This is a genomic window from Streptomyces sp. NPDC005962, assembly GCF_040629205.1.
In the GTDB taxonomy this organism is placed as follows: Bacteria; Actinomycetota; Actinomycetes; order Streptomycetales; family Streptomycetaceae; genus Streptomyces.
The window spans coordinates 83982-108179 of record NZ_JBEXVE010000030.1; the positions used below are offsets into that span (position 1 = coordinate 83982).

A 24198-nucleotide genomic window follows, 5' to 3' on the forward strand; every position below is an offset into this window, starting at 1 on the left:
ATCCGCCTGAGCCGACGAACCTCCGCCGACGGGCCTCAGCCGACGGAGGAGTACGCCACGACCCCGCGCAGCAGCCCGTCGACCGCCTTGCGGGCGTTGCGCGCCACCGCGCCGTTCGGGGCGGCCGCCGCGATCTGGCCCAGCACGTCGATCAGCTGCTTGCACCAGCGCACGAAGTCACCGGCGGGCATGTCCACTTCCCGCAGCAGCTCGTCCAGCCCGTGGCCGGACGCCCAGCGATAGGCGGCCCAGGCGAAGCCCAGGTCCGGTTCGCGCTGGCCGACCCCCTCGGCCTGGTTGATCTTGTGCTCCTCCTCCAGGGCGTCCAGCCGGCCCCAGATGCGGACCATCTCGCCCAGCGCCTCCTTGGCCGCGCCGGTGGGGAGCTTGGGCGGCAGCGCGTCGTCCGCCGACCGGGACTCGTACACCAGCGCCGAGGCGCACGCCGCCAGCTCGGCGGGGGTCAGCCCCTCCCACACACCGTCCCGCAGGCATTCGCTGGCCAGCAGGTCCAGCTCGCCGTAGAGCCGGGCCAGCCGCCTGCCGACGTCCGTGACCTCGTCATCGCGGAGATAGTCCAGCTCGGACAGCAGGGCGCAGATCCGGTCGAAGGTGCGGGCGATGGTGTTCGTCCGCCCCTCGATGCGCCGCTCCAGCTGGCGGGTGTCCCGCAGCAGGCGGTGGTAGCGCTCGCCCCAGCGGGCGTGGTCCTCGCGGTCGGAGCAGCCGTGGCAGGGGTGGGCCCGGATGGCGGTGCGCAGCCGGGCGATCTCGGCGTCGTCGGCCGCGCGCGAGCGCTCCTTGCGGTGCCGCCGCGCATCGTGGTGACCGGCCTTGGTGCGCAGCGCGGACGCGAGGTCCCGGCGGGACTGCGGGCTGCGCGGGTTGAACGACTTGGGAATCCGCATCCGGTCCAGCGGCTCGACCGGCACCGGGAAGTCGATCGAGGCCAGCCGCTTGACCTGGCGCTCGGCGGTGAGCACCAGCGGGCGCGGCCCGTCGTGGTGCTCGAAGCCGCGGTGGCCGTTGGACCGCCCGGCGGCCAGCCCCGGGTCCAGCACCAGGGCGAGCCCGGCGAACTTGCCGGTGGGCACCTGGATGACATCGCCCGGGCGGAGCTTCTCCAGCGCCACCGCGGCGGCCGCGCGGCGCTGGGCGGCGCCCTGCCGGGCCAATTCGGTCTCGCGGTCCTTCAGATCGCGGCGCAGCCCCGCGTACTCGTCGAAGTCGCCGAGGTGGCAGGTCATCGAGTCGCGGTAGCCCTCGAGACCCTCCTCGTTGCGCTGCACCTGACGGGAGATCCCGACGACCGCCTTGTCCGCCTGGAACTGGGCGAACGAGGTCTCCAGCAGCTCCCGCGAGCGGTGCCGGCCGAACTGAGAGACCAGGTTGACGGCCATGTTGTACGAGGGCTTGAAGGACGAGCGCAGCGGATACGTGCGCGTGCCGGCCAGGCCCGCGAGGGCGGCCGGGTCCATGGCGCGCTGCCACAGCACCACGGCGTGGCCCTCGACGTCGATGCCGCGCCGCCCGGCCCGCCCGGTCAACTGGGTGTACTCGCCGGGGGTGATGTCGGCGTGCTGCTCCCCGTTCCACTTGACGAGCTTCTCCAACACCACCGAGCGGGCGGGCATGTTGATGCCCAGTGCCAGGGTCTCGGTGGCGAAGACGGCCTTGACCAGACCGCGGACGAACAGCTCCTCGACGACCTCCTTGAAGGTGGGCAGCATTCCGGCGTGGTGTGCCGCGATGCCCCGCTCCAGCCCCTCCAGCCACTCGAAATACCCGAGCACGTGCAGGTCTTCGTCGGGGATGCCCGCGGTGCGCTCCTCGACTATCGCCCGCACCTGGGCGCGCGCCGCGTCGTCGTTGAGCCGAAGCCCCGCGTACAGGCACTGCTGGACGGCCGATTCGCAGCCGGCCCGGCTGAAGATGAAGGTGATGGCGGGCAACAGGCCCTCGGAGTCGAGCCGGTCGATGACCTCCGCTCTGCCCGGGGTCCAGATGCGGCTGCGCTGGCGACGCTCGCGCTCGCGGTCGGCCTCCCGCATGTTGTTCCGCCCCCGGCGCTTGTCGCGGCCGGAGGCGGGGCGGCTGTTCTCCATCCGGGCCAGCCGGACCAGGTCGGGATTGACCTCGCGGCGCCCGGCCTGATCACCGTCCCGCCCGCTCTTCTCCTCGAAGAGGTCGTACATCCGGCGCCCCGCGAGCACGTGCTGCCACAGCGGCACGGGGCGGTGCTCGGAGACGATCACCTCGGTGTCACCGCGCACGGTGTCCAGCCAGTCGCCGAACTCCTCGGCGTTGGAGACCGTCGCGGACAGTGATACGAGCGTCACCGACTCGGGGAGGTGGATGATGACCTCTTCCCAGACGGCGCCGCGGAAGCGGTCGGAGAGGTAGTGCACCTCGTCCATCACCACATAGCCGAGGCCGAGCAGGGACTGCGAGCCCGCGTAGAGCATGTTGCGCAGCACCTCGGTGGTCATGACGACCACCGGGGCCTCGGAATTGACGCTGTTGTCCCCGGTGAGCAGGCCGACCTTGTCGGCGCCGTAGCGCTTGACGAGGTCGGCGTACTTCTGGTTGGACAGCGCCTTGATGGGCGTGGTGTAGAAGCACTTACGGCCCTGGGTGAGCGCCAGGTGGACGGCGAACTCGCCCACAATGGTCTTGCCCGAGCCGGTAGGGGCGGCGACCAGCACGCCCTTGCCTGCTTCGAGGGCCTGGCACGCCTCGATCTGGAACGGGTCCAGCGCGAAGGCGTACATCTCGCGGAAGGGGGCCAGCGCGGTGGCCTGCTCGGCGGCCCGGACGCGGGCAGCCGCATAGCGCTCGGCGGGAGTCAGCTCGTCGGTCATCGTATGTACGAGACTACCGGCCACCTCCGACAACGCACGCGATCTTTACGGCGGGATGGGGACCGGGGCCGCGACGGGCCCCGGTCGGCGGCCCGCCTTACGTGACGTCGTCGTAGCCGTTGCGCCGCACGGGGTCGTCACCGGCGGGCAGCTCGCCGACGCCGACGCGCTCGTTCCCCTCGACGGCCTCCGGGGTCAGATCCAGGCTCGACGCCTCGTCGTCGCTCAGCCCGAAGTCGGGGTCGGCGGCCTGGCGCCGCGACTTGCGCCGGTCGTTGAGGAGGGCGACGGCGACCGCGCCGAAGTAGAGCACGGTGACCGGCCCGGCCAGGGCGAACATGCCGATCGGGTCGGTGCTGGGGGTGGCGACCGCGCCGAAGACCGTGATGCCCATGATCATGCCCCGCCACCAGCCGAGCATCCGGCGCCCGCTGAGGATGCCGGTGAAGTTCAGCAGGATCAGCAGCAGCGGCAGTTCGAACGCCAGCCCGAATACGACGATCATGCGGGCGAGCAGATCGAGGAAGTCGTCCAGCGGGAGGAGGTTGTTGGCCCCGCCCGGCGTGAAGTCGAGCAGAACCTTGGCGCTGGTCGGAAGGATCTTGTACGCGAAGAAGGCTCCGCCGACGAACAGAGGCACCCCGAGACCGACGAAGAAGAGCCCGTACTTCTTCTCGTTGCGGTGCAGACCAGGCGCGAGGAACGCCCACAGCTGGTACAGCCAGACCGGGGTGGCGAGGACCAGACCGGTGGTGAAGGAGACCTTCAGCATGATCGTGAACGGCGACAGCAGACCGTTCACGGTGAAGTACGCGCACTGCTTACCGGCGTCGCTGTTGGTGAGCTGGGACAGCCGGGCCCCACCGGGGCAGCCGACGGAATCCAGGACCGGCTTCATCAGAAAGTCGACGATGTCCTTGTAGACGAACATCGCCACGATCGTGATCACACAGATCGCCAGCACCGATTTCAGCAACCGGTTGCGCAGCTCGCGCAGGTGGTCCGCGAGGGGCATCCGCCCCTCGGGGTCCTTCTCCTTGTTGTTGCGGGCAGACTTGAGCAACCCACGTCCTCATCTCGTGCGTCGGACGGCGGCCGTCGGCGCCGCCTCCAAGTGGCCCTGGGTCAGCGCTTGGTGGTGTCGCTCGGTTCGGCCACCGGACGGGAGCTGGAGACATCGCCCGGGGCGGCCTGAATGGTGCGGTGCGCGCTCTGGTCCTGGCCCGGGTTCGGCGGGTCGGCCGGGGCGTTCTGGTCCTTCTGGCCGTCCGACTTCATCGCCTTGGCCTCGCTCTTGAGAATGCGGGCCGACTTACCCAGCGAGCGCGCCATGTCGGGGAGCTTCTTCGCACCGAACAGCAGCAGAACGACGATCAGGATGAGGATGATCTCGGTAGCGCCGAGCCTTCCGAACATATTCGTCTACCTTCTCACCGAGGCGGCTGGGGGTGGGGCTGCCGACCGTTCGGACAAAAGTCCGGCAGCCGTGCTGTCAGCGATCGTAGCGCGCAGGGGTAAATGCAGGGCAATCCCCATGCAGACGCCTGGTTGCGGCCCTCCGCCTCGATTCCAGGGCCACGACCAGCCAGCGTACCCCGCTTCCCTGTGACACAGCAGGGCCCGTCTACCCGTGGCCCGGGGTGCTGCCCTCGTCCCGGCGCACGGCCCCCACCTGCGCACTCAGCGGTTCCGTGGCCCGCTCCAGGTCCTCCGCGGCCCGGGTGATCCGCACGGAGCTGTCCGACACCTGCCGGGCCAGTCTGCGCACCTCCGCGTAGACCCGTACGGAGAGCACGGCGAGGACGGCGATTCCGCAGAAGGCGAGGGCGAGGGCAAGCATCGGCCAGAGCATGGGGCGAGCCTATCGGGGCCGCCGCGGCGGCCGGACCGTGGAAGGGCAGTCGGACCGCCGGGCGGCAGTGAAGACCGTCGAGTGGCCGTCAAGACGTCCGAGCGGCCGTCAGGCCGTCGAGTGCAGCCGCAGGGTGCGCACCCCGCCGCCGGTGAGCAGCTCCACGATCCGCTCCCCCGCGGGCTTGCGCACCGCGCTGCCGCAGTCGGGACAGGTGAAGGAGTAGAACGTGGTGCGGTCACTGGCCCCGATCGCCAGCCGCAGCGCACCGGCGGCCAGCTCGAACCGGCCCCGGCACTCCGGGCAGGCTGCCTTGAAGATCACCGAGGTGGGATTCCCCCCAGCGGTCACTGTGTGCGTCCCTTCACTCACCGCAGGCCATCACTCGCTGTAAGCCCTCACTCGCCGCAAGCCCTCACTCGCCGTATGGCGCAAGCGCTTGCCGCGCCGCTTCCCGAGCGCTGTCCGCGAGCCCCTGCGGTGCGACGATCCGTCCGTCCTTGCCGAGCCGCAGCGCCAGCCTGCGCAAGCTACCGGGGTCGGGGGCGCGCAGCGTGATCCGCAGGGCCCCGTCGGGCAGCTCCTCCGCGCTGTCATGCGGGTAGTACTCGGCGACCCAGCGCCCGCCGGGGCCGACCTCGACGACCACCTCGGGGTCCTCGGCTCCGGTCTGCACCAGCCCGGTGGACGGATCGGAGAGGTCGCGCAGCTCGATGGGGGGCGGGTCGGACGCCTCGTCCAGCAGCTTGATCTCCACCACCCGGTCGAGCCGGAAGGTGCGGCGGGCCTCCGACAGCCGGCACCAGGCCTCCATATAGGTGTGGCCGACGGCGAACAGCCGGATCGGGTCGACCTCACGCTCGGTGACCTCGTCCCGCGCGGGCGAGTAGTAGCGCAGCCACAGCCTGCGGCGCTCGGAGATGGCCCGGTCGACGTCCGCGAAGACGCCGCCCTCGGATTCGAAGGTCACCGAGAGCCGGGAGCTGGCGCCCGCCACCTCGCCCGCCGCGGCCTCCAGCTTGGCGGTGGCCCGCAGCAGCGCCTCCCGGTCGCTCTCGCGCAGCCCGGGCAGGGTGGCGACGGCGCGGGCGGCGACGAGCAGCGCGGTGGCCTCGTCGGCGGCCAGCCGCAGCGGCTCGGCGACATCGTCGGGGTTGTGCCACCAGATGCGCTCACCGTCGGTGTCGATGTCCAGCAGATCGCCGCCGCGGAAGCTGGTGCCGCACAGCGGCAGCACGTCCAGGTCGGCGATCAGCTCGTCCTCGCTGATGCCGAAGGCGCGGGCGACCTCGGCGACGCGGGCGCCGGGGCGTTCCCGCAGATACGTCACCAAGGACAGCATCCGGCGGGTCTGGTCAATGGCGTTTCCGGCCATGATGAAGTCGTTCCGTCCCCTCAGCCCTTGGCCACGGCGCGCAGCCGCTCCACGACGTCCGCCCGCAGCTCGTCGGGCCCCAGTACGACCACCTCCGGGCCGAATTCCACGAGCCAGGCGTCCAGTCCGTGCCCGTACGGGATCTCCAGCTCGTCCCAGCCGTCGTCCCCGGTGCGGGTGGTGAGCGCCTTCGTGCGCAGCGGATAGCCGTGCCCGGCCCGCACCCTGATCCGGGCGGTGCCGGTGGCGGTCTCCCCCGCCCAGGTCTCCACGGTCTCCCGCACGGTGGAGTGGTCCGGCACCTCGGCGGTGTACGCGCCGGAGCGCAGCCGCACCCGGCCGGTGATCCGGGAGAGCCGGAAGACTCGCTCGGCCGACCGCCCGCGGTCCCACCCGGCGAGGTACCAGTGGCCGCGCCAGCACTCCAGCGTCCAGGGCTCGACCTGGCGCTGCTCGGGGCGGGCGGCGTTGGACTTGCGGTAGTCGAAGACGACCGGGCGGCGGTCGCGGCAGGCGAGCATCAGCGGTTCGAAGGCGGCCTCGTGGACCGGGATGAGCGGCTGCAGCGCGCCCGGCTGGGTGTCGTACGGGTCCTCGGCGACCGGCATCCCGGCGGCGCGCAGCTTCTGCAGCGCGCCGCTCGCCGCGCCCGCGAGCCGGGCCTGCTGCCAGACCTTGGCGGCCAGCCCGAGGGCGGCGGCCTCCTCACCGTCCAGGGTGATGGGGGGAAGGCGGTTGCTGTCCCGGCGGGCGAGGTAGCCGACTTCGCCGTCGAGGCCCTCCACCGTCTCGATGACCAGGCCGAGTTCGCGCAGATCGTCCTTGTCGCGCTCGAACATGCGGTTGAACGCCTCGTCACCCGCCGCCGTGGAGCCGCTCGTCCCCTCGAGGTAGGCCTCTATGGAGCCCCGCAACTCCCGTTTGGTCAGCGGACGCCGGGTTCCCAGCAGGCACAGCGCCAGATTCATCAGCCGCTCGGCCTTGGCAATCGCCATCGACGCCCTTTCTTCTTGACCTTACGACCGTGACCGTACCGCTCCGGGCACGCACCGCAAAAGCCGAGGCCCCCCGCCCACCGGCGAGAAGGCCTCGGCTGTGCCGTGCGGCAGGTCTCAGGCGGAGACCAGGTCGCAGACGAAGATCAGCGACTCGCCCGGCTTGATCCGGCCGCCACCGGCGCCACTGTCGCCGTAGGCCAGGTGCGGCGGGATGATCAGCTGGCGGCGACCGCCGACCTTCATACCCTGCAGCCCCTGGTCCCAGCCGGGGATGACCTGGCCGACGCCGAGCTTGATACGCAGCGGGGTGCCACGGTTGTAGCTCGCGTCGAACTCCTCGCCGGTGGAGAAGGCCACGCCCACGTAGTGGACGGCGACGTCGTTCCCGGCCTGTGCCGCGGGACCGTCGCCCTCCCAGATGTCCTTGATCTCCAGATCCGCCGGCGGCTCGCCGCCCGGGAAATCGACCTCGGGCTTGTCGATGCTCACGAAATTGCTCCTCGTTACGTGGTGGGCAACCCGCACACCCTACAGAACGGCAGAACTAGAGAACGGCCAGGATGTCGACGGTGAAGACCAGAGTGGAGTTGGCCGGGATGCCCTTCTGGGCCTTCTTCCCGTAACCCAGGTCCGGGGGTACGACGATCAGCACCCGGCTGCCGGCCTTCTTGCCCGTGAGCCCCTGCGACCAGCCCTTGACGACCTGCTGAAGGGAGAACTGGGCGAGCTCACCACGCTTGTACGTGGAGTCGAACTCCTTGCCGCCGTCCCACAGCACACCCTTGTACTGGACGAGCAGCGCGTCCTTCGCCGAGACCTCGGGGCCGTCGCCCTCGATGACGTACTCGGAAACGAGCTTCTTCGGCGCGTCCTTCTTGGGCACGGTGATGGTGGGAGCCTTGCCGTCGGTGTTGTCGGACACCTTGGGCAGGTCGAAGTTGCTCTGCGCCACCTTCTTGCCCTTGGCGGAGCTCTTGGCGCTGAAGGCACCCTCGATGTCGATGACGAACACCAGGGTGTCCGTGCCCTTGATGCCCGCCTGCGGCTGGCCCTGCTTGCCGTACGCGTACGCCGGCGGAACGGCCAACTCCAGCCTGCTCCCGACGGTGCGGCCCACCAGGCCCTGGTCCCAGCCTGGCAGCACCTGGCCCTTGCCGATCGGGAAGGCGGCGGTCTGCTTCTTGTCGTAGGTGTTGTCCACGACCTTGCCGGTGTTCCAGATCTGGGCGAGGTAGTTCACCTGGACGAAGTCGCCCTTGGCCGTCTTCGGCCCATCCCCCTTGATCACCGTCTTGACCGCGAGATCGGAGGACGGCTTCCCGCTGCCCTTGGCGATCTTCGGCTTGTCACCGAACTTCTTGCCACCGGTGATGTCCGGCACCGGCCCGCTCACGATCTTCCCGGTGGGGGCCGGTGAGGGCCCGGTCGGTTCCTGGGAGGGCTTGGCCTTGTCGGAGCCTGACTTGTCGTCACCGCAGCCCGCGAGCGTGAGCAGGCCCGCGGGCACGGCAAGGAGTACGGAGCGTCGGCGCACGGAGTCCTCGTTAGGTAGATCTTGCGATGGCCAATGCGCGCCACTTTACGGCGTGCCGCGGGCCCCGTCCGAGAAACGCACGGGGCCCGCGTCATACATAAGCCGTACGCCGACTCAGGCCGACTCCGATTAACGGCCTACATACCGGCGATGAGTTTCTCCACCCGGTCATCGACCGAACGGAACGGGTCCTTGCACAGCACCGTGCGCTGTGCCTGGTCATTGAGCTTCAAGTGCACCCAGTCCACGGTGAAGTCGCGGCGCTGCTCCTGGGCACGCCGGATGAAGTCACCGCGCAGCCGGGCGCGAGTGGTCTGCGGGGGCACCGACTTGCCCTCGAAGATCTTCAGGTCGTTGCACACCCTAGCCGCCTGACCGCGCTTCTCCAGCAGGTAGTACAGCCCACGTCGGCGGTGGATGTCGTGGTAGGCGAGGTCCATCTGGGCGACCCGCGGATGGGACATGGTGATGTTGTTCTTCGCCCGGTACCGCTCGATGAGCCGATACTTCATCACCCAGTCGATCTCGGTGCCGATCCGGTCCAGCTCCTCGGTACGGATCGCCTCCAGGGTGCGGCCCCACAGCTCCAGCACCCGCTCGACGGTGCCGGTGCGGATGCCCCGGCGCTCGCAGAAGTCGACGGCCTTCTCGTAGTACTCCTGCTGCACCTCCAGGGCGGACGCCTCGCGCCCGCTGGCGAGCCGCACCTTGCGCTGCCCGGTGATGTCGTGGCTGACCTCGCGGATCGCCCGGATCGGGTTCTCCAGGGTCAGGTCGCGCATCACGGTGCCCGCCTCGATCATGCGGAGCACCAGGTCGGTGGCGCCGACCTTGAGCAGCATCGTGGTCTCGGACATGTTGGAGTCGCCCACGATGACGTGCAGCCGCCGGTAGCGCTCGGCGTCGGCGTGCGGCTCGTCGCGGGTGTTGATGATCGGCCGGGAGCGGGTCGTCGCCGAGCTGACACCCTCCCAGATGTGCTCGGCGCGCTGGCTGACGCAGTAGACCGCGCCACGCGGTGTCTGCAGCACCTTGCCCGCCCCGCACAGCAGCTGCCGCGTCACCAGGAACGGGATGAGAATGTCGGCGAGGCGGGAGAACTCCCCGTGCCGGGCCACCAGATAGTTCTCGTGGCAGCCGTAGGAGTTGCCCGCCGAGTCGGTGTTGTTCTTGAAGAGATAGACGTCGCCCGCGATTCCCTCCTCGTGCAGGCGGCGCTCGGCGTCGACGAGCAGACCTTCGAGAATGCGCTCACCGGCCTTGTCGTGGGTGACCAGCTCGGTCACGTTGTCGCACTCGGGTGTGGCGTATTCCGGGTGCGAACCCACGTCGAGATAGAGGCGGGCACCGTTGCGCAGGAAGACATTGCTGCTGCGGCCCCACGAGACGACACGGCGGAAGAGGTACCGCGCCACTTCGTCAGGAGACAACCGGCGCTGTCCCCTGAATGTGCACGTGACGCCGTACTCGTTCTCCAGCCCGAAAATGCGGCGGTCCATGCCTGAACATTACGCCTGATGGCCTGCTCTGAAACCGGGTTCGGCGGCATGGCTGCGATCATTTTCCGGACGAGGGCCATCCGGCGTTCGCCGAGGCGCCTCGTTCAGGTGCCTCCGGGCGGCCAGCAGCACCGCCAGCGCGGCCGCTCCGGCGGCCCCCGGGACGGCGAATCCCAGGCCCACACCGCCCAGCTCCACGGCGGGTCCGGCGGCGGCCGTGCCGACCGAACTGCCCACCCCGAAGGCGGTCACCAGCCACGAGAACGCCTCGGTGACCGTCCCCGCCGGGGCGTGCCGGTCGATGACGACGAAGGCGCACGCGAGCGCCGGGGCCAGGAACACCCCCGCCACGCCCGCGAGGGCCGTCATCGCGGGAACGCCCGGCACCAGGGCGAGCGGCAGATAGCCGAGCGCCAGGGCGGCCACCAGCAGCCGCAGCCGCCGCTCGGGCGGACCGGCCCACGGGCGCGCACCGTAGACCACGCCCCCGACCAGCGCGCCCGCGCCGAGCGCGGAGAGCAGATAGCTGGAGACCATGCCGCCGCCGTGCTCGTCGGCGTAAGCGACGGCGGCCACGGCGATCGCGCCGAGCGCGGTGCCGACGAAGAAGAACGAGCCGATCAGCACCAGCATCCCCGAGGAGCGCAGCGCGCCCAGCCAGTGCGCCTCGCGCGGCGCGGAGCGCCACCGCCGGGACGGCTGGGACACCACGACGGACAGCGCGCCCAGGACCCCCACCGCGTTGATGACCAACAGCGCGGCCGCCTCGGACCATCCGGCGACCAGCAGGGTGACCAGCAGCGGGCCGACGGCGAACATCACCTCCTGGGCCACGGCGTCCAGCGCGTACGCCGCGTGCACCTGGTCCGAGCGGCGCAGCACATCCGGCCACAGGGCCCGCAGCCCGCCCTCCAGCGGGGGTGTGAACAGCCCCGCGACGAGCATCGCGGCGTACGCCACGGGCAGCGGGTCCAGGCCCACGGCGGCGAACAGGGCCATCCCGAGCGCGGACACCACGGCGGCCGGGAGCATCACCCGCGGCTGGCCCCAGTGGTCCACCGCCCGGCCCAGCAGCGGCTGCCCGATGGCGTTGGCCACCCCGTAGAGGGCCGAGAGCGCCCCGGCGAGCGCGTAGCTTCCGCCCTCGGCGCGGGTGAAGAGCACCACGGCGAGCGCGGCGGTGGCGTTCGGGAGCCGGCCGATCAGCGTTCCGGTGAGCAGCCGTGCCGCGTGGCGGGTGCGCAGCATTTCCCCGTAGCCGGACGCCATGGCCGCCCCTCCGTGTGAATCGTGGATCATGGATCGGTGATCGAGTTTTACGTATAACGAAGCGTCGTTATACGTACCATGGCCGCCTGCCCCGGGTCCACCCGTGGCGGGTGGACAGCAGGCACGGACGGAGCGGAGGCGATGTGGCACACGGGACCGGACCACCCGCGGCCGCGGCACGGGTCACCAGCCGGGACGTGGCACGGCGCGCCGGAGTGTCCCAGGCGACCGTCTCCCTCGTACTCGGCGACAAGTGGCGCGGACGGGTGGCGGAGCGCACGGCGGACACCGTGCGGGCCGCGGCGCGCGAGCTGGGCTACCGGCCGAACCTGGCGGCACGCAGCCTGCGGCTGGGCCGCACCCGGACCGTGCTGCTCGTCGTCCCGGCCCTGACCAACGAGTTCTTCGCGCACATCTACACCGGCGCCGCACAGGTCGCCGCCGACCACGGCTTCGGCGTGGTGCTCTACCCCTCCCCCGAAGGCATCGGCCCGGCCCGGGACCCCTTCGACTCGGCGCGGGCCTCGCTGGACGGCGTGATCGCCTCCTCGATGGCCGCCGACGCGCTGGCCGCGGTGCGCGGCGGCGGGCTGCCGCTGGTGATGCTCGACAGCGACCCCGACGACCCGGCCGCCGCCGCGGCGGCCACGGTCAACCTGGACATCGGGGACGGCATGCGGCAGGCGGCGGAGCATCTGCTCGGCCTGGGGCACCGCCGGATCGTCCATGTGGCGGCGGCGGTGGACTCCTGGACGTTCCGGGTGCGCGCCCGGGCCCTGGCCGGGGCGGTGCACGCGGTGCCCGGCACCGTGCTGCACACCGAGTCCGCTGCGCTGAGCGTCGAGGAGGGGCGGCGGGCGGCGCTACGGGCGCTCACCGGCCCGGGGCCCCGGCCCACGGCGCTGATGTGCGACGACGACATCCTCGCCGCGGGCGCGTGCAAGGCCGTCCGGCGGCTGGGGCTGCGGGTGCCGGAGGACGTGTCGGTCACCGGCTTCGACGACCTGGCGCTGGCCACGGCGGTCGAGCCGGAGCTGACCACCGTGACGCTGCCCGCGCAGGCGGTCGGGGCGGAGGGGATGCGGGCGCTGATGGCGGTCCTGGACGGGGAACCGGCCGGGGACACCACGCTGCCCGTGGAGCTGGCCGTACGGGACTCCAGCGCCCTTCCCCCGCCGCCCGAAGAGGCGCCCGGAGAGGCGCCCGGCTGAAACGCCCGGACGAGGCGGGCCGTGCCTGCTGTGGTGGGCCCCGCCGGGGACCCACCACAGCAGGGCGGTGGCTACTCCTCGCCCGACTCCTCGGAGTCGCCGGACTCCTCCGACTCCGCGTCGGACTCCGCCGCGGCACCGGCCCCCTCCAGGAGACGGGACAGCTGACCGCCCAGGACGCGCTTGAACTTCCGGGCCTGAGGCCGCTTGCGGTCCAGGACCGCGACCTCCATCTGCTCGGCGGTCAGGCTGCGCTCGCCGCCGTTGTTGTCCCGGGCCAGCGAGTCGACGGCCAGCTTGAGGGCTTCGGCCAGCGTCATGCCGTCCCGGTGGCGCTGGTCGAGATAGGTGCTGATCTGGTCGGCGTTGCCGCCAACGGCGACCGAGCCGTGCTCGTCCACGATCGAGCCGTCGTGCGGCAGCCGGTAGATCTGGTCGTCGGCGGGGCCTTCCCCGACCTCGGCGACGATCAGCTCGACCTCGTACGGCTTCTCGGCGGCGCTGGAGAAGATCGTGCCCAGCGTCTGCGCGTAGACGTTGGCGAGCCCGCGGGCCGTCACATCGTCGCGGTCGTAGGTATAGCCGCGCAGATCGGCGTAGCGGACGCCGCCGATGCGCAGATTCTCGAATTCGTTGTACTTGCCGACCGCCGCGAAGGCGATCCGGTCATAGATCTCGCTGACCTTGTGCAGGGCGCGGGACGGATTCTCGGCGACGAAGAGGATGCCGTCGGAATACTGCAGCACTACCACGCTGCGGCCGCGCGCGATGCCCTTGCGGGCATATTCCGCGCGGTCGGCCATGGCCTGCTGGGGCGATACATAGAACGGCGTCGTCACCGGCTATCCGTCCCTTTCTGTCATTGGCGAATACATTCCGGGTCAACCGTCCCCTCAGAGCAGGGCGGCGCGCGGGCCGTCCGGCTCTTCGAGCCGCCGCTCGTGGATGGCGCGGACGATGTCGGCCACCTCGGTCTCGGTGAACCTCCTGAAACCGTCCTCGGTGATGACCGTGACGATGGGATAAATACGCCGGGCCAGATCGGGGCCGCCGGTCGCCGAGTCGTCGTCCGCGGCGTCGTACAGCGCCTGGATGACGGCGGTGGCGGCCTGTTCCTCCGTCAGGTCCTCGCGGTAGAGCTTCTTGAGCGCGCCGCGGGCGAACGTCGAGCCGGAGCCGGTGGCTGCGAAGCCACGCTCCTCCGAACGCCCGCCGGTCACGTCGTAGGAGAAGATGCGGCCCTTCTCGCGGTCGACGTCATAGCCCGCGAAGAGCGGGACGACGGCGAGCCCCTGCATCGCCATGCCGAGATTGCCGCGGATCATGGTCGACAGCCGGTTGGCCTTGCCCTCCAGCGAGAGGACGGTGCCCTCGACCTTCTCGAAGTGCTCCAGCTCCAGCTGGAAGAGCTTGACCATCTCGACGGCGAGACCGGCTGTGCCCGCGATGCCGACGGCCGAATACTCGTCCGCCGGGAAGACCTTCTCGATGTCGCGCTGCGCGATGAGGTTCCCCATGGTCGCGCGGCGGTCACCGGCGAGCGCCACTCCACCGGCGAACGTCGCCGCCACGATCGTCGTGCCATGCGGTGCCTCGATGACACCCTGCACCGGGGGAAGCGGACGGTTCCCCGGAAGCAGCTCGGGCTGATGCGCACCGAGGAAGTCCATGAAGGAGGATGAGCCTGGCGTCAGGAAGGCAGCTGGTAGACGCCCAGTGCTACGAGTGTTGGCTTCCACACGTTTCCTTCCAGATATGCGGCGCCACGCCGTATGGCATCCGCTCGGTCCTTGAACTGCCCCAATGCCGCATTGCAGCTGAAGCAGAGTACGCCACGGACCCTACCCTTCTCATGGCAGTGATCCACATGTGCGGCCGGGGCGGCAAGGCATATGCAGCAGACGCCTTGCTGCTCGGCAACCAGCGCGTCCAACTCTGCCGGTGTGAGGCCGTACTTGCGCTTGAAATAGCTGACCCGGTTCAGCCCCGCCCTGCACGCACGGCAATAGCTCGCCCGGCCGTCCGACGAGGACTTGTTGCGCTCCCATTCGGAGTGCGGCTTCGCCTCTTCGCACTGCGGACACCGCTTGTGTCCCGGCGGGGTCGGAACTTTCTCTCGGACCCGCTTCCCCTTGGCCTCCTGGCGTTGCCGGTAGTACTCGGCGGAGCACTCCCGGCAGTACGCCTGGAGACCATCGGACATGGATTTGTTGCTCGCGAAGGCAGTCCGCCGCAGGTCCTGCTTACAGCGCGAACAGCGCCTCGTTCCCGTCTCTTCGTTCACCCCGCCAACCTTCGATTCGAAGGCCAAAGCGACCTACTGGCCGCCCTTTTGAACGAAGGACCTCACGAAATCCTCTGCGTTCTCTTCGAGCACGTCGTCGATTTCGTCGAGAACCGAATCGACGTCGTCCGACAGCTTCTCCTGCCGCTCCTTGAGGTCCTCCTGGGCCTGTGCGTCCTGCGCCTGCTCCTCGACCTCCTCGGTCTGGCGCGACGCCTTCTGCTGACCGCCGCCGGTGTCCTTGGTCGCCATGTCCCTCACCCCGCTCGGTTCGCCCGCTGATTCGATCGGTGTCTCAAGATCAGACCCTACAAGCAGGGTCCGACATCGGCCTCCCACTCGGTACAAAGCGTGGAGGCCACCACGATGATTCCCGGTCGGAGGCCATTTCAGCCTCCGGACAGCACCCGGACCAGGTCCTCGGCCGTGCGGCAGCGGTCCAGCAGCTCCTTGACGTGGTTGCGGGTACCCCGGAGGGGCTCCAGCGTGGGGACCCGTTGCAGAGAGTCACGGCCCGGGAGGTCGAAGATCACCGAGTCCCAGGAGGCCGCGGCCACGTCGTCCGCGTACTGCTCCAGGCAGCGGCCGCGGAAGTAGGCGCGGGTGTCCTCCGGGGGCTTGTTCTGGGCCCGTGCCACGTCGGAGTCGTCCAGCAGCCGCTTCATCTTGCCGCGCGCCGCCAGCCGGTTGTACAGGCCCTTCTCGGGCCGTACGTCGGCGTACTGCAGGTCCACCAGATGGAGCCGGGCGGCGTCCCACTCCAGGCCGTCGCGCCTGCGGTAGCCCTCCAGCAGCTCGCGCTTGGCCACCCAGTCCAGCTCGCCGGACAGGGACATCGGATCGCGCTCCAGCCGGTTGAGCACGTCCTCCCAGCGGGTGAGCACGTCCCGGGTCTGATCGTCGGCGTCCGCGCCGAAGCGGTCCTCGACGTACTTGCGGGCCAGCTCGAAGTACTCCATCTGGAGCTGTACGGCGGTCAGCGTACGGCCGCTGCGCAGCGTGATCAGGCGCTGGAGCGTTGGGTCGTGCGAGACCTGGTGCAGCGTGCGGACCGGCTGGTCCACGGCCAGGTCCACGGCGATGAAGCCGTCCTCGATCATCGACAGCACCAGCGCGGTGGTGCCGAGCTTGAGGTAGGTCGACAGCTCGGAGAGGTTGGCGTCGCCGATGATCACATGCAGCCGGCGGTACTTCTCGGCGTCGGCGTGCGGTTCGTCGCGGGTGTTGATGATGGGCCGCTTGAGGGTGGTCTCCAGCCCGACCTCGACCTCGAAGTAGTCGGCCCGCTGGCTGATCTGGAAGCCGTGCTCATGCCCGTCCTGGCCGATGCCGACGCGGCCGGCGCCCGTGACGACCTGGCGGGAGACGAAGAACGGCGTCAGATGGCGCACGATGTCCGAGAAGGGGGTCTCCCGCTTCATCAGGTAGTTCTCGTGCGTGCCGTAGGACGCGCCCTTGTTGTCGGTGTTGTTCTTGTAGAGGTGGATCGGCTGGGCGCCGGGCAGCTCGGCGGCGCGCATCGCGGCCTCGGCCATGATGCGCTCGCCCGCCTTGTCCCAGAGCACCGCGTCCCGCGGGTTGGTGACCTCGGGGGCGGAGTACTCGGGGTGCGCGTGGTCGACGTAGAGCCGGGCACCGTTGGTGAGGATGACATTGGCCAGGCCGATGTCCTCGTCCGTGAGCTGGCTGGCGTCCGCGGACTCGCGCGCGAGGTCGAAGCCGCGGGCGTCCCGCAGCGGGTTCTCCTCCTCGAAGTCCCAGCGGGCGCGGCGCGCCCGGTGCATCGCCGCCGCGTAGGCGTTGACGACCTGGGATGAGGTGAGCATGGCATTGGCGTTCGGGTGCCCCGGGACGGAGATCCCGTACTCCGTCTCGATTCCCATTACGCGCCGTACGGTCATGCGGCCCTCCTTGCCCGACGCCGCCCCAGGCAGGGGCCGGCGCTCAAGTACCGCTGCGCTTCCGGTCCGCAACCGGCCCCCGAGCCGCCGCGCCGCGCAGTCGCGGCGGTACCGACGAGCCGGATACGGCTGTGCGGTGCTGCGGAGATCATGACAGTCATTGCTCCGGTGGGGCTCGTAGGGCTCATACGATGAATGCCGTCCGAAAAGCGCATCCGGCTGCGGATGCCCCGTCCAGGACATCCGCAGCCGGACAGCGGTGTTACAGGTACTGACCGGTGTTGGCCACCGTGTCGATGGAGCGTCCCGTGTCCGCGCCCTGCTTTCCGGTGACCAGGGTACGGATGAAGACGATCCGCTCCCCCTTCTTGCCGGAGATGCGGGCCCAGTCGTCCGGGTTCGTGGTGTTGGGCAGGTCCTCGTTCTCCTTGAACTCATCCACGCAAGCGGCGAGCAGATGGGAGACCCGCAGGCCCTTCTGGTTGTGGTCGAGGAATGCCTTGATGGCCATCTTCTTCGCCCGGTCCACAATGTTCTGGATCATGGCGCCGGAGTTGAAGTCCTTGAAGTAAAGGACTTCCTTGTCACCATTGGCGTAGGTGACCTCGAGGAAGCGGTTCTCCTCGGATTCCGCGTACATCTGCTCGACGACCGACTGAATCATGCCGGCGACGGCGGCCTTGGCCGACCCGCTGTGCTCGGCGAGGTCGTCCGTGTGGACCGGCAGGGTGGCGGTCAGGTACTTCGAGAAGATGTCCTTGGCGGCTTCCGCGTCCGGACGCTCGATCTTGATCTTCACGTCGAGGCGGCCGGGGCGCAGGATGGCCGGGTCGATCATGTCCTCGCGGTTCGAGGCGCCGATGACGATGACGTTCTCCAGGCCCTCGACACCGTCGATCTCGGAGAGCAGCTGGGGGACGATGGTGTTCTCCACGTCCGAGCTGACTCCGGAGCCGCGGGTGCGGAACAGGGAGTCCATCTCGTCGAAGAAGACGATGACCGGTGTGCCCTCGCTGGCCTTCTCCCGAGCGCGCTGGAAGACCAGCCGGATGTGCCGCTCCGTCTCACCGACGTACTTGTTGAGCAGCTCGGGGCCCTTGATATTGAGGAAGAAGCTCTTCCCCGCGGGCTTGCCGGTGACCTCGGCGACCTTCTTGGCAAGGGAGTTGGCGACGGCCTTCGCGATCAGCGTCTTGCCGCAGCCGGGCGGGCCGTACAGCAGCACGCCCTTGGGCGGCCGCAGTTCGTGCTCCTTGAACAGATCGGGGTAGAGGTACGGGAGCTCGACCGCGTCCCGGATCAGCTCGATCTGGTTGCCCAGGCCGCCGATCTTGGTGTAGTCGATGTCCGGAACCTCTTCGAGGACGAGTTCCTCGACCTCGCTCTTCGGCACGACCTCGTAGACGTAGCCGGACCGGGGCTCCAGCAGCAGGGCGTCACCGGGGCGGATGGTGGTTTCCAGCAGCGGCTCGGCGAGCCGCACCACGCGCTCCTCGTCGGTGTGCCCGATCACCAGGGCGCGCTCGCCGTCCTCAAGGACCTCCTTGAGGGTGACGATGTCCCCGGCGCGCTCGAACTCCATGGCCTCGACCACGTTGAGCGCCTCGTTGAGCATGACCTCCTGGCCCTTCTGGAGGTCATCGAGCTCGACGCTTGGGCTGACATTCACGCGGAGTTTACGGCCCCCGGTGAAGATGTCGGCTGTGCCGTCCTCGTTCGCCTGCAGAAAGGCACCGAAACCGGCCGGCGGCTGGGCGAGCCGGTCGACCTCCTCCTTGAGGGCCACGATCTGGTCGCGTGCCTCACGGAGGGTGTTCGCGAGCCGCTCATTCTGTGCGGAGACTCCCGCCAGATTGGTCTGCAGCTCGACGATCCGCTCTTCGAGAATCCTCGTGTGACGCGGAGAGTCGGCGAGCTTGCGGCGCAGGACGGCGATTTCCTGCTCGAGATAGGCAACCTGACCGGCGGGGTCATCAGACCCACGCCCCGGCCGGATGCCGCGGTTGGTGTCGTCGTCGTGGGCTGCCACGGTCCTCACCTCCTCCAAGGGGAGCTGGACGCTTCCTGACCCTACCTGGGCCGGTGCGGGTTGAAACCCCTAGATCACAAACCCGGTCGGCGTGTGTCCGATCTTCACCCTTGCGCACTCCCTCACGCCAGGTGAATACCCACCCAACAACATCGGAAAGCGAGCGGTTGTATCGTCGACCCGGTCAACACCCGCCAGGGCTGGCGATATTTAGTCAATGTTGAATCACGTATCGAGGGAACGGCAGGCGACGCACCGTGCGGAACGAGGAGCTCGGCGATCTTGAAGTCTGGATTGACCAGGACCTGTGCACGGGGGATGGGATCTGTGCCCAGTACGCGCCCGAGGTCTTCGAACTCGACATCGACGGTCTAGCCTACGTCAAGAGCGCCGACGACGAGCTTCTGCAGGACAAGGGCGCGACGACGAAGGTGCCGCTGCCACTGCTCACCGAGGTCGTGGACTCCGCCAAGGAGTGCCCGGGCGACTGCATCCATGTGCGGCGCGCCGCGGACCGGGTCGAGGTGTACGGCCCGGACGCCGAGTAGCGTCCGGGGGCCGGGCCGGCCGGGACGGCGCCCGCGGGACGCCGCGTGACCGGTCAGACACTCCCCGGCACGGGCAGTGCCTTCAGGACGAACTCGCCGTCCTGCCACTGCCAGTTGACCTTGCGCTGCAGGTCCGGACAGCACCGCGGGACCTTGGTCGACGAGTAGCCCAGCAAAGTGGCCGAAACCTTCGTTCCGCGTACCGCGAAATCCTGGACACTCATCCCCTCCTTCGGATCGACGAAGGTCGCCACGATCCGGGGGGCCGCGCCCGCGCGGTCCGGCCGCGCGAGGACGTAGACGCCGCTGGGCGGGTTGCCGGCCGCGCTCTCGCAGCGCACCACGGCGACTGTTTCCGGCCGCCCGTCGCCGTCCAGGTCCGAGGAGGCCCGGTCCACGACGCCGGGCTCGGCCCGGCCGCAGTCCATCGGATAGTGCGCGGCTCGCGGGTCGGGGGCCCGCGTCACCGGCAGACCGCCGGTGCTGGGCGCGGAGAGGGTGGTGGGGGCCGAGGTGGCCTTGGCGTCGGCGGGCTGGAAGGCCGACGCTCCGGCGACGACGGCGGCCACGGCGGCCGCGGTCGCGATCCAGTGCACCGGACGGGGACGGGTGTGCGCGAGATCCGGGCCCAGAGGCTGCACGCGGGATGACTCCATGAGATGGCTGCGGCGGAGGGGGTGCTCCGCATCGTGCCACATCTCACACCGGCGCGGCCACCGCCCCGTATGGGGGAAGTCGGTGGCCGCGCCGAGTCGTTGACGACGGTCGGCCGCGATCGGCCGCGCCCTGGCTACCGTCAGGCGCCCGGCTTGCCGTCCGGGGTGCCGGTGGAGCCGGTGTCCTTCCCGCCGGTGCCCTTTCCGCTGCCGTCCTTCCCGCCGCTGTCCTTCCCGCTGCCGTAGCCCGGGTAGTCGTCGCCGTACGCGCCCTTGGCGGGGCGGCGGCGGCGCAGCGGCGGCTCCACGCCGTCCGCGAGGCGGCGGGCGGTGAGGAGGAAGCCGGTGTGGCCGATCATCCGGTGGTCGGGGCGGACCGCCAGGCCTTCGACGTGCCAGGTGCGGACCATGGTCTCCCAGGCCGACGGCTCGTTGAAGGTGCCGTGCTCGCGGATGGACTCCACGGTGCGGGCCAGCTGGGTGGTGGTGGCGACGTAGGCGCACAGGATGCCGCCGGGCACGAGGGCCTTGGACACCGCTTCCAGGCATTCCCAGGGGGCGAGCATGTCCAGGATGACGCGGTCGACCTCGGTGTCGGACAGGTTGTCCTGGAGGTCGCCGACGGTCAGCTGCCAGGCGGGGTGCGGGGCGCCGAAGTAGCGCTCGACGTTCTGGGAGGCGATGTCGGCGAAGTCGGCCCGGCGCTCGTAGGAGTGCAGCATGCCCTGGTCGCCGATGGCCCGCAGCAGGAAGGTGGACAGCGAGCCGGAGCCGACGCCTGCCTCGACGATGCGTGCGCCGGGGAAGATGTCGGCCATCGCCAAGATCTGCCCGGCGTCCTTGGGGTAGACCACGGCGGCACCGCGTGGCATGGACAGGACATAGTCGGGGAGCAGGGGACGCAGCGCGAGATACGCGACGTTTCCCGTGGTACGCACGACGGTTCCCTCGGGGGCGCCGATCAGCTCGTCATGGGGGAAGGAACCCTTGTGGGTGTGGAAATTCTTCCCGGCTTCGAGCGTGAACGTGTAGTGGCGTCCCTTGGGATCGGTGAGCTGGACCTGGTCCCCGACCTGGAAGGGCCCGCGACGGCGGGCGGCACCGGTCGGTTCGGACATGTGAACAGCCTACCGGGACCGGGGGCGTGCCGAGGACGGCGGGCCTCGGGGTCCGGGTGGGGGCCGCGCGGACGAGCCTCACCTCAGGCGGTCGGGGTGCGTGCCATGGCGTTGACGAAGGCGCGCTCGACGTCCGCCGTGGAGAGCACGCCGTAGATCTCGCCGGTCTCTTCCACCACCAGGTACTCGGTCGCGGGGGTGGCGCGCAGGGTGTCGAGCAGCTCCTCGCCGCCCAGCTCGGCCGAGACCCGCATGCCGTCCTTGAGGTCCTGGGCGAGGCCGCTGACCGCGACCCAGGGGCGCCGGTGCTCCGGTACCCCGACGATGGCCGCCTCCCGCACCACGGCGGTCGGGGCGCCGTGGCCGTCCACCACGACCAGGGCGCGCGCCCCCGCCTCGTTGGCCCGCCGCAGCGCCTCGGAGAGCGGGGTGTCGGACGCGACGGGCACGGCACGCCGGGTGAGGCTGCGGGCGCGCAGGTCCGGCAGGCGCTCCCGCAGCCGGGCCATACGCAGGCTGTTCCCGGCGCCGGTCCAGATGATCGCGGCGAGTATGGCGGCGAGCAGCGCGTCGGTGAGCGAGTCGACGCTGCCGAAGTCCTTGGGCTCCCCGCCGAGGCCACCCGCCTGGGTGAGCAGCGGCAGCCCGACCAGGACGGCGACGGCGAGCGCGCGGCCGGTCCAGGCAGCGGCGACGGTGCCGGCCATGGGCCTGCCGCTGATCTTCCAGACGACGGCGCGCAGCATCCGCCCGCCGTCCAGCGGAAGGCCGGGCAGCAGGTTGAAGGCGGCCACGATGAGGTTGGAGATCATCAGCCCGGCGAGCAGCACCCCGGGCACCGAGTCGGGATCGACGACCAGCATCCCGAGGTAGAAGACCCCGGAGAGGACCAGGGAGAGCAGGGGGCCGACGAAGGCGAGGACGAACTCCCGGCCGGGGGTCTCGGACTCCTTCTCGATCTCCGAGACGCCGCCGAAGAACTGCAGCTGAATCCGGCGCACCGGCAGTTTGAAGCGCAGGGCGGCCACGGTGTGTGCCAGCTCGTGCACCAGGACGGAGGCGTAGAAGGCGACCGCGAAGAAGAGCGACACCAGATAGCGGGCGGCGCCCAGCTCCGGCAGCACCCGCTCCAGCTGGCCGCCGAAGACCCAGGTGATGAGGGCGGCCACGAGGAACCAGCTGGGCGAGACGTAGACGGGTACGCCGAAGGGACGCCCCATGAGGATGCCGCCGCCCGGATCGCGTGGGCGGCGCGGCTTGTCCGCCTCGGGCTCGGTCGAGCGGTCCGCTCCCCCGTCGCCGGACTGCCGCTGCCCGCTGTTGTCCACGGTGTCCCTTCGTCGGATGCTTCCGTCGCACCCTCTTTTGATACGGTCCCCACGATCATGCAGTGCGAGGGGCTCGGACGTCGATGGTATGCGTCCGGCTGTCGGCGGCGGGTCGTAGGGTCTTCGCCATGGGAATCACCTCAGGGCAGCCCGAACAGGCGGACGCGGCACCGCAGTCCGGCCGCGCCGCGTCGCTCTCGCCATCCCGTGCGGCTGACTTCATGCGGTGCCCCTTGCTGTACCGCTTCCGGGTGATCGACAAACTGCCGGAGAAGCCGAGCGCCGCCGCCACGCGCGGCACGGTGGTGCACGCGGTGCTGGAGCGGCTCTTCGACGCGCCCGCCGCCGAGCGCACCGCGCCGCGCGCCCGGGCGATGGTGCCGGGCGAGTGGGAGCGGCTGCTGGCGGCCAAGCCGGAGCTTGCGGAGCTGTTCCGCGAGGAGGACGGCGCGGAGTCCCCGGAGCGGCTGGCCGAGTGGCTGGCGGGGGCCGAGAAGCTGGTGGAGGGGTGGTTCTCGCTGGAGGACCCGACCCGGCTGGAGCCCGCCGAGCGGGAGCTGTTCGTGGAGACGGCCCTGGAGTCGGGGCTGACGCTGCGCGGGATCATCGACCGGGTGGACATCGCGCCGGCCGGGGATGTGCGAATCGTCGACTACAAGACGGGGAAGGCGCCCGCGCCGCAGTTCGCGGGCGAGGCGCTCTTTCAGATGAAGTTCTACGCCCTGGTGCTGTGGCGGCTGCGCGGCACGGTGCCGCGCCGGCTCCAGCTGGTCTATCTGGGCAGCGGCGAGGTGCGGACGTACGACCCGGTGGAGCGGGATCTGCTCGGGGTGGAGCGCAAGGTGCTGGCCCTGTGGGAGGCGATCCGGCTGGCGACGGAGACGGGGGATTTCCTGCCGCGCCGGACGAAGCTGTGCGGCTGGTGCGACCACCAGGCGCACTGTCCGGAATTCGGCGGCACTCCCCCGCCGTTTCCGCTGCCCGTCATCCCGGCTCAGTCCCGGGGCGGTGACTCCGGCAGAATGGACGCGGTCTAGCGAAGGAGATCCCGTGGCGATCCGCGTCCTACTGGTCGATGATCAACCGCTGCTGCGTACCGGCTTCCGGATGATCCTGGAGGCGGAGCAGGATCTGGCGGTCGTCGGCGAGGCGGGGGACGGTCTGCAGGCCCTCGACCAGGTGCGGGCGCTCCAGCCCGACGTGGTGCTCATGGACATCCGGATGCCGCGGATGGACGGAGTGGAGGCGACCCGGCAGATCACCGGTCCCGGGCGGGACGGCCCGGCGAAGGTGCTGGTGCTGACCACCTTCGACCTCGACGAGTACGTGGTGGAGGCGCTGCGCGCCGGGGCCAGCGGCTTTCTGCTGAAGGACGCTCCGGCCACCGAGCTGGTGCAGGCCATCCGGGTGGTGGCGGCGGGCGAGGCCATGCTGGCGCCGAGCATCACGCGCCGGCTGCTCGACAAGTACGCCGGGCATCTGCCGTCGGGTGAGGAGCCGGTTCCGGACACCCTGCACACGCTCACCGAGCGCGAGGTCGAGGTGCTCAAGCTGGTGGCCCGGGGGCTGTCGAACGCGGAGATCGCCGCGGATCTGTTCGTCAGCGAGACGACGGTCAAGACGCATGTGGGCCATGTGCTGACCAAGCTGGGGCTGCGGGACCGGGTGCAGGCCGCGGTGTACGCGTACGAGAGCGGGCTGGTCCGCCCCGGCGCGCAGTAGCCGGGAGGCGTGC

Annotated in this window: 24 protein-coding genes; 4 read left to right on the forward strand and 20 right to left on the reverse strand. The window is 70.1% G+C overall.

Going from position 1 to position 24198, the window contains the following annotated elements:
* Window positions 1–35: 35 nt before the first annotated feature.
* The 11 genes from ABZ370_RS35420 to ABZ370_RS35470 form a co-directional block, all read right to left on the reverse strand.
* Complete coding sequence (locus ABZ370_RS35420; RefSeq protein ID WP_358629657.1) at window positions 36–2861, reverse strand: DEAD/DEAH box helicase; 2826 nt, start codon at window positions 2859–2861, stop codon at window positions 36–38.
* A gap of 97 nt (window positions 2862–2958) precedes the next feature.
* Window positions 2959–3924 carry a twin-arginine translocase subunit TatC gene (gene tatC, locus ABZ370_RS35425; protein ID WP_358629660.1) on the reverse strand — a complete coding sequence of 322 codons (966 nt, stop codon included), beginning with the start codon at window positions 3922–3924 and terminating at the stop codon, window positions 2959–2961.
* Window positions 3925–3986: 62 nt separating this feature from the next.
* Entirely contained in the window at window positions 3987–4277 is a 291-nt protein-coding gene (tatA, locus tag ABZ370_RS35430) for a Sec-independent protein translocase subunit TatA (protein ID WP_358629663.1), read from the reverse strand.
* A 208-nt stretch (window positions 4278–4485) separates the two neighbouring features.
* A complete protein-coding gene (locus ABZ370_RS35435) occupies window positions 4486–4713 on the reverse strand; it encodes a hypothetical protein (RefSeq protein ID WP_358629666.1) in 228 nt (75 codons plus the stop codon).
* A 108-nt stretch (window positions 4714–4821) separates the two neighbouring features.
* Complete coding sequence (locus ABZ370_RS35440) at window positions 4822–5085, reverse strand: hypothetical protein (protein WP_358629668.1); 264 nt, start codon at window positions 5083–5085, stop codon at window positions 4822–4824.
* Between the two features lie 43 nt (window positions 5086–5128).
* The gene (locus ABZ370_RS35445; protein WP_358629671.1) at window positions 5129–6088 is read right to left on the reverse strand and encodes a WYL domain-containing protein; all 960 of its coding nucleotides are present in this window, start codon (window positions 6086–6088) and stop codon (window positions 5129–5131) included.
* A 20-nt stretch (window positions 6089–6108) separates the two neighbouring features.
* Window positions 6109–7083, reverse strand: a complete 975-nt coding sequence (locus tag ABZ370_RS35450) for a WYL domain-containing protein (protein WP_358629674.1) — start codon at window positions 7081–7083, stop codon at window positions 6109–6111.
* 117 nt (window positions 7084–7200) lie between these two features.
* Entirely contained in the window at window positions 7201–7575 is a 375-nt protein-coding gene (locus ABZ370_RS35455; protein ID WP_358629677.1) for an FKBP-type peptidyl-prolyl cis-trans isomerase, read from the reverse strand.
* 55 nt (window positions 7576–7630) lie between these two features.
* The gene (locus ABZ370_RS35460) at window positions 7631–8620 is read right to left on the reverse strand and encodes an FKBP-type peptidyl-prolyl cis-trans isomerase (RefSeq protein ID WP_358629680.1); all 990 of its coding nucleotides are present in this window, start codon (window positions 8618–8620) and stop codon (window positions 7631–7633) included.
* A gap of 137 nt (window positions 8621–8757) precedes the next feature.
* The gene (pafA, locus tag ABZ370_RS35465) at window positions 8758–10119 is read right to left on the reverse strand and encodes a Pup--protein ligase (RefSeq protein WP_358629683.1); all 1362 of its coding nucleotides are present in this window, start codon (window positions 10117–10119) and stop codon (window positions 8758–8760) included.
* Window positions 10120–10128: 9 nt separating this feature from the next.
* The gene (locus tag ABZ370_RS35470) at window positions 10129–11388 is read right to left on the reverse strand and encodes an MFS transporter (protein WP_358629686.1); all 1260 of its coding nucleotides are present in this window, start codon (window positions 11386–11388) and stop codon (window positions 10129–10131) included.
* 143 nt (window positions 11389–11531) lie between these two features.
* Between ABZ370_RS35470 and ABZ370_RS35475 the strand changes: the two genes are divergently transcribed.
* Complete coding sequence (locus ABZ370_RS35475; protein ID WP_358629689.1) at window positions 11532–12599, forward strand: LacI family DNA-binding transcriptional regulator; 1068 nt, start codon at window positions 11532–11534, stop codon at window positions 12597–12599.
* A 71-nt stretch (window positions 12600–12670) separates the two neighbouring features.
* Here ABZ370_RS35475 and prcA read toward each other — a convergent pair whose 3' ends face one another.
* The 6 genes from prcA to arc all read right to left on the reverse strand — a co-directional run bounded on the left by prcA (window position 12671) and on the right by arc (window position 18813).
* The gene (gene prcA, locus ABZ370_RS35480) at window positions 12671–13438 is read right to left on the reverse strand and encodes a proteasome subunit alpha (protein WP_358629692.1); all 768 of its coding nucleotides are present in this window, start codon (window positions 13436–13438) and stop codon (window positions 12671–12673) included.
* Window positions 13439–13492: 54 nt separating this feature from the next.
* Complete coding sequence (prcB, locus tag ABZ370_RS35485; RefSeq protein WP_358629695.1) at window positions 13493–14338, reverse strand: proteasome subunit beta; 846 nt, start codon at window positions 14336–14338, stop codon at window positions 13493–13495.
* Entirely contained in the window at window positions 14290–14883 is a 594-nt protein-coding gene (locus ABZ370_RS35490; protein WP_358629698.1) for an endonuclease VII domain-containing protein, read from the reverse strand. The genes prcB and ABZ370_RS35490 overlap by 49 nt, the downstream gene beginning before the upstream one ends.
* A 33-nt stretch (window positions 14884–14916) precedes the next feature.
* Window positions 14917–15135, reverse strand: a complete 219-nt coding sequence (locus ABZ370_RS35495) for a ubiquitin-like protein Pup (protein ID WP_039939482.1) — start codon at window positions 15133–15135, stop codon at window positions 14917–14919.
* 137 nt (window positions 15136–15272) lie between these two features.
* Window positions 15273–16784, reverse strand: a complete 1512-nt coding sequence (gene dop / locus ABZ370_RS35500; RefSeq protein ID WP_358629702.1) for a depupylase/deamidase Dop — start codon at window positions 16782–16784, stop codon at window positions 15273–15275.
* 262 nt (window positions 16785–17046) lie between these two features.
* Entirely contained in the window at window positions 17047–18813 is a 1767-nt protein-coding gene (gene arc, locus ABZ370_RS35505) for a proteasome ATPase (RefSeq protein ID WP_358629705.1), read from the reverse strand.
* Between the two features lie 257 nt (window positions 18814–19070).
* Here arc and ABZ370_RS35510 point away from each other — a divergent pair, with 257 nt between their 5' ends.
* Window positions 19071–19361: a ferredoxin gene (locus tag ABZ370_RS35510; RefSeq protein WP_358629708.1), complete on the forward strand. Its 291-nt coding sequence runs from the start codon at window positions 19071–19073 to the stop codon at window positions 19359–19361.
* Between the two features lie 53 nt (window positions 19362–19414).
* On the opposite strand, the gene ABZ370_RS35515 is transcribed toward ABZ370_RS35510, so the two are convergent.
* The 3 genes from ABZ370_RS35515 to ABZ370_RS35525 form a co-directional block, all read right to left on the reverse strand.
* Complete coding sequence (locus ABZ370_RS35515; protein ID WP_358629711.1) at window positions 19415–20017, reverse strand: hypothetical protein; 603 nt, start codon at window positions 20015–20017, stop codon at window positions 19415–19417.
* A gap of 140 nt (window positions 20018–20157) precedes the next feature.
* Window positions 20158–21135 carry a tRNA (adenine-N1)-methyltransferase gene (locus tag ABZ370_RS35520; protein ID WP_358629714.1) on the reverse strand — a complete coding sequence of 326 codons (978 nt, stop codon included), beginning with the start codon at window positions 21133–21135 and terminating at the stop codon, window positions 20158–20160.
* 83 nt (window positions 21136–21218) lie between these two features.
* A complete protein-coding gene (locus ABZ370_RS35525; protein WP_358629717.1) occupies window positions 21219–22463 on the reverse strand; it encodes a site-2 protease family protein in 1245 nt (414 codons plus the stop codon).
* Between the two features lie 128 nt (window positions 22464–22591).
* On the opposite strand from ABZ370_RS35525, the gene ABZ370_RS35530 reads away from it, so the two are divergent.
* Together ABZ370_RS35530 and ABZ370_RS35535 are read left to right on the forward strand one after the other, a co-directional pair.
* The gene (locus ABZ370_RS35530) at window positions 22592–23500 is read left to right on the forward strand and encodes a PD-(D/E)XK nuclease family protein (protein WP_358629720.1); all 909 of its coding nucleotides are present in this window, start codon (window positions 22592–22594) and stop codon (window positions 23498–23500) included.
* A 13-nt stretch (window positions 23501–23513) separates the two neighbouring features.
* Entirely contained in the window at window positions 23514–24185 is a 672-nt protein-coding gene (locus tag ABZ370_RS35535; RefSeq protein ID WP_009719179.1) for a response regulator transcription factor, read from the forward strand.
* Window positions 24186–24198 lie beyond the last annotated feature (13 nt).

Coding starts and splice junctions, on each gene's coding strand:
- ABZ370_RS35420 (WP_358629657.1), bottom strand. CDS start 2,861: ATGACCGACGAGCTGACTCCCGCCGAGCGCTATGCGGCTGCCCGCGTC.
- tatA (WP_358629663.1), bottom strand. CDS start 4,277: ATGTTCGGAAGGCTCGGCGCTACCGAGATCATCCTCATCCTGATCGTC.
- ABZ370_RS35435 (WP_358629666.1), bottom strand. CDS start 4,713: ATGCTCTGGCCGATGCTTGCCCTCGCCCTCGCCTTCTGCGGAATCGCC.
- ABZ370_RS35445 (WP_358629671.1), bottom strand. CDS start 6,088: ATGGCCGGAAACGCCATTGACCAGACCCGCCGGATGCTGTCCTTGGTG.
- ABZ370_RS35450 (WP_358629674.1), bottom strand. CDS start 7,083: ATGGCGATTGCCAAGGCCGAGCGGCTGATGAATCTGGCGCTGTGCCTG.
- pafA (WP_358629683.1), bottom strand. CDS start 10,119: ATGGACCGCCGCATTTTCGGGCTGGAGAACGAGTACGGCGTCACGTGC.
- ABZ370_RS35470 (WP_358629686.1), bottom strand. CDS start 11,388: ATGGCGTCCGGCTACGGGGAAATGCTGCGCACCCGCCACGCGGCACGG.
- ABZ370_RS35495 (WP_039939482.1), bottom strand. CDS start 15,135: ATGGCGACCAAGGACACCGGCGGCGGTCAGCAGAAGGCGTCGCGCCAG.
- dop (WP_358629702.1), bottom strand. CDS start 16,784: ATGACCGTACGGCGCGTAATGGGAATCGAGACGGAGTACGGGATCTCC.
- ABZ370_RS35515 (WP_358629711.1), bottom strand. CDS start 20,017: ATGGAGTCATCCCGCGTGCAGCCTCTGGGCCCGGATCTCGCGCACACC.
- ABZ370_RS35520 (WP_358629714.1), bottom strand. CDS start 21,135: ATGTCCGAACCGACCGGTGCCGCCCGCCGTCGCGGGCCCTTCCAGGTC.
- ABZ370_RS35530 (WP_358629720.1), top strand. CDS start 22,592: ATGGGAATCACCTCAGGGCAGCCCGAACAGGCGGACGCGGCACCGCAG.